General features: G+C 45.1%; 9 protein-coding genes and 2 pseudogenes. All 11 read left to right on the plus strand.

Annotated elements, in window-relative coordinates; all coding sequences use genetic code 11:
• Window positions 1-35 precede the first annotated feature (35 nt).
• The 11 genes and pseudogenes from DW996_RS06340 (at window position 36) to DW996_RS06390 (ending at window position 14502) form a co-directional block, all read left to right on the plus strand.
• Window positions 36-356 (plus strand): metal-sensing transcriptional repressor, encoded by a 321-nt coding sequence (locus DW996_RS06340; protein ID WP_118280241.1) that lies wholly within the window; start codon window positions 36-38, stop codon window positions 354-356.
• Window positions 357-367: 11 nt separating this feature from the next.
• Window positions 368-2988: pseudogene (locus tag DW996_RS14800) on the plus strand (heavy metal translocating P-type ATPase).
• Window positions 2989-3068: 80 nt separating this feature from the next.
• Entirely contained in the window at window positions 3069-4262 is a 1194-nt protein-coding gene (locus DW996_RS06350) for a pyridoxal phosphate-dependent aminotransferase (RefSeq protein WP_118535189.1), read from the plus strand.
• A gap of 57 nt (window positions 4263-4319) precedes the next feature.
• Complete coding sequence (locus DW996_RS06355; RefSeq protein WP_243098686.1) at window positions 4320-5369, plus strand: glycosyltransferase family 2 protein; 1050 nt, start codon at window positions 4320-4322, stop codon at window positions 5367-5369.
• A gap of 118 nt (window positions 5370-5487) precedes the next feature.
• A pseudogene (locus DW996_RS06360) lies at window positions 5488-6825 on the plus strand (butyryl-CoA:acetate CoA-transferase).
• Window positions 6826-6902: 77 nt separating this feature from the next.
• On the plus strand, window positions 6903-7901 hold the full coding sequence (locus DW996_RS06365) for a 5'-nucleotidase (protein ID WP_118535190.1): 999 nt from the start codon (window positions 6903-6905) through the stop codon (window positions 7899-7901).
• 88 nt (window positions 7902-7989) lie between these two features.
• The gene (gene crcB, locus DW996_RS06370; protein ID WP_207722455.1) at window positions 7990-8358 is read left to right on the plus strand and encodes a fluoride efflux transporter CrcB; all 369 of its coding nucleotides are present in this window, start codon (window positions 7990-7992) and stop codon (window positions 8356-8358) included.
• Window positions 8359-8362: 4 nt separating this feature from the next.
• A complete protein-coding gene (gene rlmD, locus DW996_RS06375) occupies window positions 8363-9565 on the plus strand; it encodes a 23S rRNA (uracil(1939)-C(5))-methyltransferase RlmD (RefSeq protein WP_118535191.1) in 1203 nt (400 codons plus the stop codon).
• Between the two features lie 202 nt (window positions 9566-9767).
• Complete coding sequence (locus DW996_RS06380) at window positions 9768-10604, plus strand: hypothetical protein (protein WP_118535192.1); 837 nt, start codon at window positions 9768-9770, stop codon at window positions 10602-10604.
• A gap of 585 nt (window positions 10605-11189) precedes the next feature.
• On the plus strand, window positions 11190-13313 hold the full coding sequence (locus DW996_RS06385; protein WP_118535193.1) for a penicillin-binding transpeptidase domain-containing protein: 2124 nt from the start codon (window positions 11190-11192) through the stop codon (window positions 13311-13313).
• Window positions 13261-14502, plus strand: a complete 1242-nt coding sequence (locus DW996_RS06390) for a DUF6070 family protein (protein WP_118280233.1) — start codon at window positions 13261-13263, stop codon at window positions 14500-14502. Before DW996_RS06385 ends, DW996_RS06390 begins: the two co-directional genes overlap by 53 nt.
• Window positions 14503-14548 lie beyond the last annotated feature (46 nt).

Genomic DNA, 14548 nt, shown 5'->3' on the forward strand with positions numbered 1-14548 from the left:
TACGGTCTGCTACAATCCGAAGAAAGGAGAAAGAGATGGAAGAAAAGATGGAAAATACCTGTCCGCACTGCAGTTCTTGTAATAAAAAAGTGCGCGATGAGAAAGAATATAAAGATATGATGAACCGTTTGAGCCGTATTGAAGGTCAGGTGCGAGGGGTCAAAGGCATGGTGGAAAACGATGCCTATTGCGTGGATATTTTGACCCAGGTCAGCGCGATCACATCTGCTCTCAATAGTTTTAATAAAGTTTTGCTTGCCAACCATATCAAGACCTGTGTGGCAAATGATATCCGGGAAGGCAAGAATGAAAAGGTGGACGAACTGGTCGTTACCTTACAGAAATTGATGAAATAAGGAGGACAGACATGCAAAAATATGACGTAACGGGAATGTCCTGCGCGGCATGTTCGGCGCGCGTAGAAAAGGTCGTGCGAAATGTGGACGGCGTGACGGATGTAGCGGTCAACCTGTTGACCAATTCCATGAATGTGGAAGGACATGCGGATAGCGGAGCCATTATCGCAGCAGTCATAGAAGCCGGTTATGGTGCATCCTTAAAAGAAGATGGACAGGGAGGACAGGCGCAGGCTAAGAGTGGAGCAAGTGAAGCCGACCAGTTGGCGAGCACACAAAAGAAAGCCTTTCGTACTTTGCGCAACCGCCTGATCGCATCCCTTTGCTTTTTATTGCCGCTCATGTATGTTTCTATGGGACATATGATGTGGGGCTGGCCTTTGCCATCCTTTATGGCAGGCAATCATGTGGCAATGGGCTTGTATCAGTTGCTTTTGACGGTGGCGGTCATGGTCATCAATCAAAAGTTCTTCATCAGCGGCTTTACCAGCGCATGGCACAAGTCTCCCAATATGGATACCCTGGTAGCCATGGGAGCGGGCGCATCTTTTGGCTATAGTGTCTACGCCCTTTTCGCTATGACTGGGGCACAGATGGCAGGCGATATGGACGGCGTTATGAAGTATCTGGATTCTTTCTATTTTGAATCTGCAGCCATGATCCTGACCTTGATCACGGTCGGAAAGATGCTGGAGGCATATTCCAAGGGAAGGACGACCGATGCTCTGCGTGGGCTGATGGAACTGGCACCAAAACAGGCAACGATCCTTGTGGATGGTGCAGAGAAAAAGGTGCCGATCGATCAGGTCAAGGTGGATGATGTCTTTGTGGTACGTCCGGGCGAGAGCATTCCGGTGGATGGCGTGATCCTTTCGGGACAAAGCGCCATTGATGAATCCGCGATCTCCGGTGAGAGTATCCCGGTAGACAAAGAGGTAGGCGATGAAGTGACGGCTGCGACCATCAATGCTTCCGGTTTTATTACCGCAAAGGCTACGCGTGTCGGCTCGGATACCACACTTGCCAAGATCATTCACATGGTCAGTGATGCATCGGCAACCAAGGCACCGATCGCCAAGGTGGCAGACAAGATATCCGGTATTTTTGTCCCGGCAGTCTTAGGTATCGCTCTGGTGGCATTTTTGATCTGGCTTGCTGTCGGACAGACCTTTGGTTTTGCACTTTCCCGTGCCATTGCCGTACTGGTGATCTCCTGCCCGTGTGCGCTTGGACTGGCAACGCCGGTAGCGATCATGGTCGGCAACGGTGTCGGTGCCAAGAAGGGCATCCTCTTTAAGAATGCAACTTCTCTGGAACAGGCAGGTAAGACGACAACAGTTGTCTTAGATAAGACAGGTACGATCACTAAGGGTCAACCAAAGGTGACTGATATCGTACCGCAGGAAGGCATTTCGGCAGAGGAATTACTGCACTGGCGGCATCCTTGGAAAGCAAGAGCGAACATCCGCTTGCCAAAGCAGTGATCGCCTACGGAGAGGCACAAAACATTGTCTCGGATCCGGTAGAGGGATTTGAGAGCATGGCAGGCAATGGTCTGTCGGGGCTGTGGCGTGGCAAACGCATTTACGGTGGCAAGGAAGAATTTATCGCACCGCTTGCCAAGGACTCTTTTTCTGCTTTTGCAAAGAGCCATGAGATCGAACTTTTGGCAAAGCAGGGAAAGACACCGCTCTTTTTCTCCAGCCAGGATCAATTTTACGGTATGATCTGTGTGGCAGATGAGATGAAAGAGGACAGTCCGCAGGCGATCGCAGAACTGAAAAATATGGGTGTGCATGTCGTCATGCTGACGGGCGACAGGGTAGAGACAGCCCAGGCGATCGGAGCGCGTGCAGGAGTAGACGAGGTCATCGCGGGGGTTCTGCCGGATGGCAAAGAAGAAGTGGTCCGCCGCTTCTCTCAAGATGGTCACGTCATGATGGTAGGCGATGGTATCAATGATGCCCCTGCTCTGACGCGAGCGGATGTTGGTGTTGCCATTGGCGCAGGTACGGATATTGCCATAGATGCCGCTGATGTGGTGCTGGTCAACAGCCGTCTTACGGATGTGGCAGCCGCCATCCGCTTGAGCCGTAGAACGCTTCGGAATATCCACGAAAACCTCTTTTGGGCATTTTTCTACAATGCCATTGGTATTCCGCTGGCAGCCGGACTCTGGTATCCGTTTACCGGATGGGAGTTAAACCCGATGTTTGGTGCGGCGGCAATGAGCCTTTCCAGTTTCTGCGTCGTGACCAACGCCCTGCGTTTGAATTTTGTCGATATTTACAGTACCAAGCGGGATAAAAAAGTCAAAGGACAAAAAGCAAAATCGCACGTTACAGAAGCGCAAGATACTGTTATAATAGAAGACAAGACAAAGGCGGATCAAAAAGAAAAGATAGATAAGGAGAATTCTGACATGGAAGAAACATTAAAAGTTAAGGGAATGATGTGTGCACATTGCGAGGCACACGTAAAGGAAGCACTGGAGAAGATCGACGGTGTGACCGAGGCAAAGGCAGATCATGAGGCATGCGAGGTCGTGGTCAAGATGAGCGCACCGGTAGCCGAGGATGTGCTTGCTGCCGCAGTAAAAGATGCCGGATATGAATTTGAAGGAATAAAATAAAAAAATGCCGCAGTCTTTGATCGGACTGCGGTTTTTTCATAAATTTTTACCGGAAAATATAGAAAGGAAAGATGTAAAAGATGATAAACGAAACTTACAAGGCGATGTTGGGCGGCAAATCCATCATCCGTGAATTGAGTGAATACGCGACAAAAAGGGGAGAGAAGATCGGGTATGACAATGTTTTTGACTACAGTCTGGGCAATCCCAGCGTGCCTTGTGCCGAGGATTATACCAAGGCGATCATTGACATGCATGAGACCATGAATCCCATGGAACTGCACGGTTACAGCCCGTCTACCACCATTCCTTCGGTGCGCAAAGCGGTCGCAGAGAGCCTGAACCGGCGCTTTGGCATGCAGTACGGCATGGAACATATCTTTATGACGAGTGGTGCAGCAGGCGCATTGGCGCATGCCCTGCGTGCGGTTACCAAACCGGGCGACACGGTGCTGACCTTTGCACCATTTTTCCCGGAATATACACCTTATGTTGAAGGAACCGGGGCAAAGTTAGAGGTTGTGCCGGCACATACCAAGGATTTCCAGATCAATTTTGAGGCTTTTGAGGAAATGCTGACAGGGGACGTGATGGCGGTGCTCATCAATACACCAAACAATCCGTCCGGTATCGTCTATTCGGAGGAGACCATAGAGCATTTGGCAGATCTTTTGCGTCAAAAGGAAAAGGCATTCGGACATGAGATCTTTTTGGTCAGCGATGAACCATACCGCGAGATTGCCTTTGATGGAAAAAGCGTGCCGTATCCGAGCCGCTATTATGACAACACGCTCTCCTGCTATTCTTTTTCCAAGAGTCTGAGTCTTCCGGGCGAGCGTATTGGCTATGTGGCAGTCAATCCAAAGTCGGTGGATGCAGATCTTTTAGTGCCGATCATGGCGCAGATCAGCCGTGGAACCGGACACAACTGTCCGTCATCTTCGGTGCAACTGGCTGTGGCACGCGTGTTGGATGAGACAAGTGATCTTTCCGTTTATGAGACCAATATGAATCTTTTGTATGATACCTTGGTAGACCTGGGCTTTACGGTGGTGCGTCCGGGAGGTACCTTTTATATTTTCCCAAAGGCACTCGAGGAAGATGCTAATGTCTTTTGCCAGAAGGCAAAGGAATACGATCTGATCCTGGTGCCGTCTGATAATTTTGGTGTGCCGGGGTATTTCCGTATGGCTTACTGCATTGATACGGAAAAGGTCAAGAGGAGCATTCCGGTATTGCGCAGATTTGTAGAGGAGCAATATCCGGATCGTTAGAAGGAATTTTGCAATTATATGGTTTATGGTGGATAGACAAAAGATAGGAGCAGGCAGATGCAGGATACGACAATCAGTTTGTGCATGATCGTAAAAAATGAAGAAAAGGTGCTGGCAAGGTGTCTGGATTCCGTCGCAGATCTTGTGGATGAGATCATTATTGTAGACACAGGATCGACGGATGCGACAAAGGAGATCGCCGCACGCTATACCGAGCAGATCTACGATTTTGTCTGGCAGGATGATTTTGCGGCAGCCCGTAATTTTTCCTTTTCTAGGGCAAGCATGGATTACATCTATGCGCCGGATGCGGACGAGGTCTTAGACGAGGAAAACCGGCAGGCTTTTCTGAAACTGAAAGCGGCACTCCTGCCGGAAGTTGAGATCGTGCAGATGAAGTATCATACGGTGACGGACTATAATACAGTCTTGAATGCCAAGATGGAATACCGTCCGAAACTCTTCAAACGCCTGCGGACATTTACATGGATCGATCCGGTGCATGAGACGGTGCGTCTGGATCCGGTCGTTTTTGACAGTGATATCGTGATCAGTCATATGCCGGAAAATCTACACAGTAAGCGGGATTTTTCTATTTTTACCAAGGCAATCGCAGGGGATGGCGGGCTGTCGGATAAGTTGCAGCGGATGTATGCCATGGAGTTGTATAAGACCGGGGATATTCTTGATCTTATGGATGCATGTCCTTATTTTTTAAGGATCTATGAGACAGAGAGTCAGGCAGATAAACGCTCGCGCGCTGCTGTTATCCTGCTTCGGACATATCGCAGGCTGGGAGGGGAGCGGGACTTTTTCAAGATCGCCATCAAAGAGATGACAGATAAGCCATCCAGTGAGATCTGCGCAGAATTGGGTGATTACTATAGCGATGCCGGTGATGCGAAAGAGGCGGCTCTCTGGTACTACAATGCAGCCTATGAATCCGAGGCAATCCTGGATGTGCATGCGGGCAGTGACCGTGCACTGGAGGGACTGGTAGCGTCATACGAGGAAGTGCTTGCGCAGGAACTTTCCGAGGAGGAGCGGGACTATTTCATGGAAGCCCTCTTGCAGGCGAAGCGGGCGCTGGAAGAAATAGAGGAATAAATGGACACCGGAGATGATCCGGTGTCTTTTCTTATACAAAAATATTGTAATTCGTGACATAAGGTGGTAGTATAAAAGTATGGTAAATTTTTAACAATCTTGTGAGGAGGTTACGGAAATGGATTTTTCGCAGGAATATCAGAGCAAACTAAAAACGGCAGATGAGGCTGTTAAAGTTGTGCAGTCGGGGGACTGGGTAGATTATGGTTGGTGTACGGGAACACCGGATGCCCTGGATCGGGCATTGGCAAGACGTACGGATGAATTGCGTGATGTCAAGGTGCGCGGTGGTATCTTATTAAAGCCACTGGCTATCTTTGAACGAGAGGATGCAGGGGAGCATTTTTGCTGGAACTCATGGCATATGGGAGGTTTGGAGAGAAACTCATTGCCAGAGGCTGCGCATACTATAGCCCGCTTCGCTATTCTGACTGCCACGTTATTATAGAGAGAACATTCAGCCGGATGACGTTGCTATGTTTGTTGTTGCACCAATGGATAAGCATGGTTACTTCAATTTCGGACCGAATGCATCCCATTTGATGGCGATTTGCGAAACGGCAAAACATATCATCGTTGAGGTCAATGAGAACATGCCTCGTTGTCTTGGCGGCATGGAAGAAGGCATACATATTTCCCAGGTGGATGCGATCGTGGAAGGAGAAAACCCTGCAATCGGTGAACTCGGCGGTGGTGGTCCTGCAACCGATATTGATAAGGCAGTGGCAAAATTGATCGTGGATGAGATCCCGAACGGCGCTTGTCTACAACTTGGTATCGGTGGTATGCCGAACGCGGTTGGATCCCTGATCGCCGAATCGGATCTGAAGGATCTGGGCGTGCATACAGAAATGTATGTGGATGCTTTTGTCGATATTGCGCGTGCGGGCAAGATCAATGGATCCAAGAAGAATATTGACCGCTTCCGTCAGACATACGCATTTGGTGCCGGCACGAAAAAAATGTATGATTATCTGGACGAAAATCCGGAATTGATGAGCGCACCGGTAGATTATACGAACGATGTGAGAAACATTGCTAAACTGGATAATTTTATTTCAATCAACAATGCAGTTGATTTTGATCTGTTCGGACAGATCAACGCAGAGTCTGCGGGAACCAAGCATATCAGCGGTGCAGGCGGACAACTGGACTCGTTATGGGTGCATATATGTCACATGGCGGTAAGAGTATCGTATGCTGTTCTTCCACCTTTACCAGAAAGGACGGCACCGTGGAATCCCGTATTCAGCCGACATTGGCACCGGGATCCATCGTTACAGATACCAGAGCCAACACGCACTATCTGGTAACCGAATATGGCAAGGTCTGCCTCAAGGGATTGTCGACATGGGAACGAACGGAGAAGATCATTTCCATTGCACATCCGGATTTCAGAGACTGGTTGATCGAAGAAGCCGACAAGATGCATATCTGGAGAAGAAGTAACAAGTAGAGACAATAATGGGACACCTCTTTTGCTAAGATGGAATCACAGGAAATGGATGACATCTGGTGAAAGGGGTGTTTTTTATGCAGAAAAATTTTATGATCGGCATATCCAGCCGTGCCTTGTTCGATTTGGAAGAGGAAAATGCGATCTTTGAAAGTCAGGGGGTGGAGGCTTATGTGGATTATCAGATCGCACATGAAAAAGAAGTTTTAGCACCGGGAGCGGCTTTTTCCTTAATTCAGGCTTTTCTTGCCTTGAACCGGGAGAGGGACAGCCGGCAGATCGAAGTAGTCATTATGTCTAAAAATAGTGCGGACGCGGCACTCCGCATTTTTCACTCGATCGAATATTATGGGCTGGATATCACGCGGGCAGCCTTGACCGGTGGGGGTGCCATTGCGCCCTATCTGCGTGCCTATGGCGTGGATTTGTATTTATCCTTTAATGCAGAGGAGGTCAAGAATGCCCTGCAATCAGGGATAGCCGCCGGTGTCTTACTGCCCAGAGGAGCGATGGAAAATGGGGGGCATGCTGTTTCGACAAGGACTTTCCCGGGAACCTATCGGCAAGCCTATATGCGGGGGCAGATCAGGCAGCCCTTGGAAATCCGCATAGCCTTTGATGGGGATGCAGTCTTATTTTCCGGGGAAGCAGAGCGTACGTTTCAAGAACAGGGAGTGGAGGCTTTTTGTGCACAGGAAAGAGAACTGGCAGATGTCCCGCTGCGTCCGGGACCTTTTGCCCATGTTTTGCAGTTGATCTCAGAATTGCAGCAGAGGACAGAAGAAATGCGGGAAGGCTGGAAAGAGGATGCCGGAATACCGCGGATCTGCACAGCCCTTGTCACGGCGCGGAGTGCTCCGGCACATGAACGTGTGATCCGTACCTTACGGGCATGGGGGATTCGGATCGACCAGGCCTTTTTTCTGGGAGGAATGGATAAGAGCCGGGTCTTGGAGGCATTTGGGGCACACATCTTTTTTGATGATAATGAGGAGAATGTGGAGAATGCTTCCGCGGTCGTGCTTTCCGCCAGAGTTCCCTGGGTGGAGGAGACGATGGAGCAGCAGGTAGGATAAAAGATGTGAAAGAAAAACAGCAGATCGACCCCGGCATATGCTATACTGTTAGGGTATGAGATCTTGGAATGAGAGAAGAGGGAGAGATATGATCTGGAATTGTTTTATGGTTGGTCTTGGAGGATTTGTAGGAAGTATTTTGCGCTATCTGGTTGGTCTGCTGCCGCTGGATACAGGAAATGGCTTTCCGATAAAGACATTTTTGATCAATCTTATCGGTGCTTTTCTGCTGGGCTTTCTTTCGGTATGCTTGGGAAAGCGTGTCGATCTGCCACCCCAGGTAGCATTGTTTTTAAAGGTAGGTTTGTGTGGTGGATTTACGACGTTTTCCACCTTTGCTTATGAGTCATCCTCTTTGGTACAGGATGGGCATATGGGCGTGGCGCTTATTTATATGATAGGTAGTTTAGTATTAGGAGTTTTGGCTGCATTGCTGGGACAGTGGATCGCGGGGTAAAAAGATGACAGAGAAAAAACAGGCAGGCTACAACAAGAAAATGCAAAAGAATGATACGAGAGAGAGACAGGAGTGCCCTTATCATAAGAAATGTGGCGGTTGTGAGTATAGCGGCATACCATATGAGGAACAATTACAAAAAAAGGAAAAACGCGTAGCAAAGTTACTGCGGGAATTTGGTAAGGTCGAACCGATCGTCGGTATGTCTTATCCATATTATTATCGCAATAAAGTGCATGCGGTGTATGCGCAAAAGAAAAATGGCGAGGTTATCTGTGGTACATATGAAAAAGATAGTCATCGCGTTGTAGATATCGAATCCTGTTTGTTAGAGAATAAGGGATCAACTGCTATTATTCGTGATATTCGAGGACTTTTGCGGTCGTTTAAGATAAAGCCATATAACGAAGATACGGGTTATGGCTTATTGCGTCACGTACTGGTACGTCATGCACATGCGACCGGGGAAGTGATGGTGGTTTTAGTATTGGCATCACCAGTTATGCCATCAAAGAACAACTTTGTTAAGGCTTTACGAAAAATGCATCCGGAAATTACGACCGTTGTTTTAAATATCAATGGGCGTAATACAAGTATGGTGCTTGGCGAACAGGAGAAGGTGCTTTATGGTAAGGGGTATATTGTAGATGAACTTTTGGGCATGCGTTTCCGTATTTCTGCAAAGTCCTTTTATCAGGTAAATCCAATACAGACCAAGCATCTGTATCAGGGTGCAATTTCTATGGCTGGTCTCAGGGGAAAAGAACGTGTGCTAGATGCCTATTGCGGAACGGGAACCATTGGAATGATTGCATCACGTGATGCGAAAGAAGTGATTGGTGTGGAGTTGAACCGGGATGCCGTGCGTGATGCCATTACCAATGCCAAGACCAATCAGGTAAAGAATATCTGCTTTGTCTGTCAGGATGCCACGGAATATATCTGTAAGGCGGCTGAAAAAAAGGAGAACTTTGATGTGGTTCTGATGGATCCGCCGCGTGCAGGAAGTACAAAAGAATTTGTAGATGCCGTGATTTCTCTGGCACCAGAGCGTGTGGTTTACGTTTCATGCAACCCAGAGACGTTGGCAAGAGACTTGAAATGGTTTTGTAGAGCATATCGGGTGGAGACGATACGCCCATATGACATGTTCCCGTTGACTGGACATGTTGAAACAGTCTGCCTTCTGTCGAGAAAAGCCCAATAAATCAAAGGTTTCTGCGATTCTGGAAGAAAAATAGATGTGTGTTTCTGTTTCCGCAGAGTGAGGATATAAGCCGAGGTTTACCTCAGGGGATAGGCTTTGGGGAACGGGAGATATACATTTTGGCGAAAGGATACTTTTTGGCAAAAGAAATGAAGAGCAGATTAATAAAATTATTTGGTAATATAGCATAGGAGGAAATAGAGTGACTACTGAGTTATTGGAGATAATGAAAGCAGATATAAAACGATGCGAAGATGCTCAAGAATCAAGCAATGGTACGCATAGCTTATATCAGGCACTAATTGCAAAATACGACGGTATATTTGAAGATTTTGGGAAGGATATACCGACATCAGGGAAAGCATGTGCTGTTGGTAGTGCGCTGAATTACAGACCAGAATTAAATGCTATCAAAGAAAAATTGGAATTGATTATTGCGACAGATAAAGAAAAAGATCCTTTATTTGATTTTAAATCTATGTATGAAGAAGATTTGGAATCTTTAAAACAAGCTATATCTGATTCTGCAAATGAGGTGACACCTGAAATCGCTAAACAGCAATTGTATAAAGATGTAACTGCAAAGTATGAAGCATATGTACCAAAGCTTAATGTAGGATTATATGGATATGAGGAAGCGATTGGAATTTACGATGAAGTGGCCGGACAAGAACTGTTTTATGACTTAAGACAAATTTATAATAAAATGCTGACTTTTAAAGCATTGGGATATCCGGCACTTATAGAAACAATTCCTCAGAGTGTCCCAATGGTGCAGATAACAAATACAAATGAAAACAAAGTTGACATCAATATTACCTTTAGTGATGTAAGAAAAGAAATTGAGAATATGTCGGCGTTGCCGGATGCTGAAATAGAGGAAATCTTGAATAAAATTAACCAATTAGAAAAAATCGTTAAATCTTCAGACCGCAAATCAAAAAAGTGGGAAAATGCAAAAGGAATTGTTAAATGGATTGCTGATAAAGGCGTTGATGTAGGAATTGCGTTGTTGCCACTGTTATTGCAGATTAAGTAGGAATACATAGGAACATAGTGTGAGGAATGTTGTAAACGGGGATAAAACCATTACCCAACCTTGAAAATCTATTGCATACTTTCGCTATGCAGTATAAAATCAAGGTTCAGAGGAATATTGAAACCGTTTGTCTGTTTTCAAAGAAACCTTGATTTTCTGCGGTTTGTGGGATATTAAGGAGCGAAAATGGATGTGTATTTTGTAGCCTTATGAATGAACCATTTGAATATCGTAGCAGAGGGGTGCTTTGAGACTCTGCTGAATAATAGGCTTTTGCTAAAAGGTATCACTTTTGTGAAAATGTATGATACCTCCCGGCAGGAGCCTTTTTGTATAAAGATAACTTGACTTATAAATCTTACCGATGTAATATTTACACAAGTGCAGCAGGATTGCGGACGAAATTTTTTTGTTGCGAAATCTTACGCATGTAATAAAAAGAGAGGAGGAATGTATAGTACGATATACCCATCAAAGAGAAATTTTTTTATTTCAAAATCTTACGAATGTAATATTTTGAAGATGTAGTGTACATTGAAAATAGAATATGACCATATCAGCAAAGCAAAATGAATGGAGGTCAATATGAAGAAAGGAAAAAGCAGAAACAGGCGAAAGAAAACAAGAAGCAGGCTCCTATGGATTGCAATTGCTGTTATAGGAATAGCTGCGGTAATTTCTGCAGTATGCGTGGCAGGAATGTTGGCAATAAAGGAAAGTGCCTGGAGGACACCGGAAGAACTTCTGGTGGAGTACATGGATCATATTCCAAAAAAGGAGTATGAAGAAATGTATGCGATGCTACATATTGAGGCATCGGGAAATGTCAGTCAGGAGGATTTTGTAACTCGAAATTCAGCTATTTATGAAAGTATAGAAGTCCAGAATATGGCTGTCAAGATTATTGCATATGATGAGGAGCAAATGACGGTAACCTACCAGACTTCTTTTGATACAGTTGCAGGAACTATCAGCTTTGAGAATGAAGCACTCTTCCTAAAGGACGAAGAAGGATATAAGTTGGTTTGGGATGATTCCATGATTTTTCCAAATCTGACTTCTACAGATAAAGTAAGAGTTTCCACTACACAGGCAGAACGGGGAGAAATTCTGGATAGGAACGGACGTGTTCTTGCAGGAAAAGGTACAGCATCTTCGGTTGGAATTGTTCCAGGCAAGTTGGAAAACAAAGAGGAAGCAATCGCACAGATTGCAGAACTGTTGGAAACGACACCGGAAGCGATAGAAAAGAAGCTGTCGGCACAGTGGGTAAAGGATGATTCCTTTGTACCGATGAAAACCATTCCGAGGGTTGAAGAAATCGAGTTGATGAAGATTGAACCGGACGAAGAGGTGCTGAAAGAAAAGGAAAGACATGAAAAGTTGCTGGAAATTTCTGGAGTGATAATATCTGATGTTGAAGTGCGCGAATACCCATTAGGGGAAGCCGCTTCACATTTGGTCGGGTATGTTCAAAGCGTTACTGCGGAAGATTTAGAGAAACATGCAGGAGAAGGCTATACAGCCAATAGTGTAATCGGCAGAAGCGGAATGGAGGGATTATTTGAGAGTGAACTGAAAGGCCAGAACGGTTGCAGGATTTACATTGTAAATTCGGAAGGCAAAGAGAAGGAGGAACTGGCTTGGATGCTGGTGCAACATGGGCAGGACATTCAGCTTACGATAGATGCTGATTTGCAGGTTTCCTTGTATGAACAGTTTAAGGAAGATAAAAGCTGCTCGGTAGCCATGAATCCTTATACCGGAGAGGTATTGGCCTTGGTCAGCACACCGTCCTATGACAATAACGATTTTATTATGGGATTGTCCAGTGAACAGTGGACTGCGCTTAACGAGGATGAGAATAAGCCAATGTATAATCGGTTCCGGCAAGTGTGGTGTCCGGGGTCTACATTCAAGCCAATTACCGCTGCGGTCGGCTTGGAATCAGGAGCAATCGATCCAATGGAAGATTACGGGAATGTAGGCTTAAGCTGGCAAAAGGATGCATCGTGGGGTTCTTATTATGTAACAACACTCCATGCATATGAACCAGTCATTTTAGAGAATGCTTTGATTTATTCCGATAATATTTATTTCGCAAAGGCAGCATTAAAGATTGGCTCAGAAGAAATGGAGAGTTCTTTGACTGGACTTGGTTTTAATGAGGAACTGCCATTTGAGATTAAGATGGCAGAGTCGCAGTATTCCAATACAGAGGGAATTGAAACTGAAATACAGTTAGCTGACAGCGGTTACGGACAAGGACAGGTTTTAGTGAATCCGTTACATATGGCTTGTATCTATTCGGCTTTCTGTAATGAGGGAAATGTCATAAAACCGTATTTGGTATATCAGAAAGACGCAGTAGCTGAGTATTGGATTCCAGGAGCCTTTTCTAATGAGACAGCAAGTCGTGTATTGGAAGGAATAAAGAAGGTTGTGAATGATTCTAATGGAACTGGATATGCGGCCCATCGGGATGACATTCTTTTAGCAGGAAAAACAGGTACGGCAGAAATCAAGGCATTGAAGGATGATACTTCGGGTACGGAATTAGGATGGTTTGCAATTTTTACAGCAGAAGATACGGTAGAACATCCTATATTGATTATTAGCATGGTAGAAGATGTGAAAGGAAGAGGAGGAAGTGGACATGTTGTTAAGAAAGACAAGCTGGTTCTGGAAGAGTGGTTTGGCAGCAATTAGTTTTGTATTAATACTTAGTATTTCGGGGTGCAGTGATGCACCTCCGGAAGAAAATACAGTTTTGGAAACGGTAATAGATGTTCAGGATATTCAGGAAAAATCGGAGGAGGATGCAGATGAAATTATAAGCGTCTGCATTGATCTTTATGAGAAAGCAGAAGAAGAAAATAAATTAGCGGATTTGGAAACAATCCGTAGTATTGTAAATCGTCTTGGAGAAAATGGTTATACGGCAGTTGACAATAAGAATCAAATTGATATGACACATGCAGAACAGGTAAAACGATTCTGCAAAATGGTGGATGCAAAGGAAAAGGCAGAAATAACAATTATAGATATTGATGATTTGGGTGGTTTTATCAAATACGATTTGCAAACTAAGGATGGAAATGTAGATGTAATCAGAAGTTATTATGAGTATAAGGATGGGGCAATACAAAGAAATCATATAGGAACTTACCAAGCGGAAGATTGGAATTACACGGAAGAAGGGTATTTGATGTTTTCTGGAATTTATTTTTCGGAAGAACTGTATGCACTTACTTTGAGTGGAATGGAAGAGCACACAGCATTGCGAGTGGAGCCTTTAGATGAGAGATGCAGGGAACTGTCTCGGAAATATCTTCTTCCAATAAGCTTTGAACGGAATAATATGTTTATTGTTGATTGGAGCGAAGATGATTTTGGAGAATTAAATTTTTATGATATGTATGACATTCTTTATCGAAAAGAAAATGGCGAATATGTTCCTTGTGCTGCAGATGACAACCTAGGAGTCGGCGCAGTTTATCGGATTCCAAAGGATGAATTTGAAAGTGTTATTATGAAATATTTTAATATTGATAGTGAAACGTTACAATCAAAAACAGTTTATTATTCTAAAGATTCGACTTATGAATATAAGCCGAGAGGGTTTGAAGAGGTGGAGTACCCGGAATATCCATATTCAGAAGTAGTCGGGTTCACGGAGAACAGTGATGGAACAATTACACTTACTGCCAATGTGGTATTTCCTTATTCAGGCAATTCAAAGGTATATGTTCACGAGGTTGTGGTCCGTGCTTTAGAGGATGGAGGGGTACAATATGTATCCAATCGAATCATACCCTCTGAAGAAAATTGTGAAGAAACATGGCACATGCCTCGCTTGACAGCGGAGGAATGGGAAGAACTGTATGGAGGCGAATGATGGAAGATGTAAAATGGTTGTCGGAAAAATGGGGACTCCCGATTTT

The organism is Roseburia sp. AM51-8 (assembly GCF_003478275.1).
Taxonomy (GTDB): domain Bacteria; phylum Bacillota; class Clostridia; order Lachnospirales; family Lachnospiraceae; genus Pararoseburia; species Pararoseburia lenta.

Excerpts from the sequence above, each read along its gene's own strand:
- DW996_RS06340 (WP_118280241.1), top strand. The coding sequence starts at position 36 with ATGGAAGAAAAGATGGAAAATACCTGTCCGCACTGCAGTTCTTGTAAT.
- DW996_RS06350 (WP_118535189.1), top strand. The coding sequence starts at position 3,069 with ATGATAAACGAAACTTACAAGGCGATGTTGGGCGGCAAATCCATCATC.
- DW996_RS06355 (WP_243098686.1), top strand. The coding sequence starts at position 4,320 with ATGCAGGATACGACAATCAGTTTGTGCATGATCGTAAAAAATGAAGAA.
- DW996_RS06365 (WP_118535190.1), top strand. The coding sequence starts at position 6,903 with ATGCAGAAAAATTTTATGATCGGCATATCCAGCCGTGCCTTGTTCGAT.
- crcB (WP_207722455.1), top strand. The coding sequence starts at position 7,990 with ATGATCTGGAATTGTTTTATGGTTGGTCTTGGAGGATTTGTAGGAAGT.
- rlmD (WP_118535191.1), top strand. The coding sequence starts at position 8,363 with ATGACAGAGAAAAAACAGGCAGGCTACAACAAGAAAATGCAAAAGAAT.
- DW996_RS06385 (WP_118535193.1), top strand. The coding sequence starts at position 11,190 with ATGAAGAAAGGAAAAAGCAGAAACAGGCGAAAGAAAACAAGAAGCAGG.
- DW996_RS06390 (WP_118280233.1), top strand. The coding sequence starts at position 13,261 with ATGTTGTTAAGAAAGACAAGCTGGTTCTGGAAGAGTGGTTTGGCAGCA.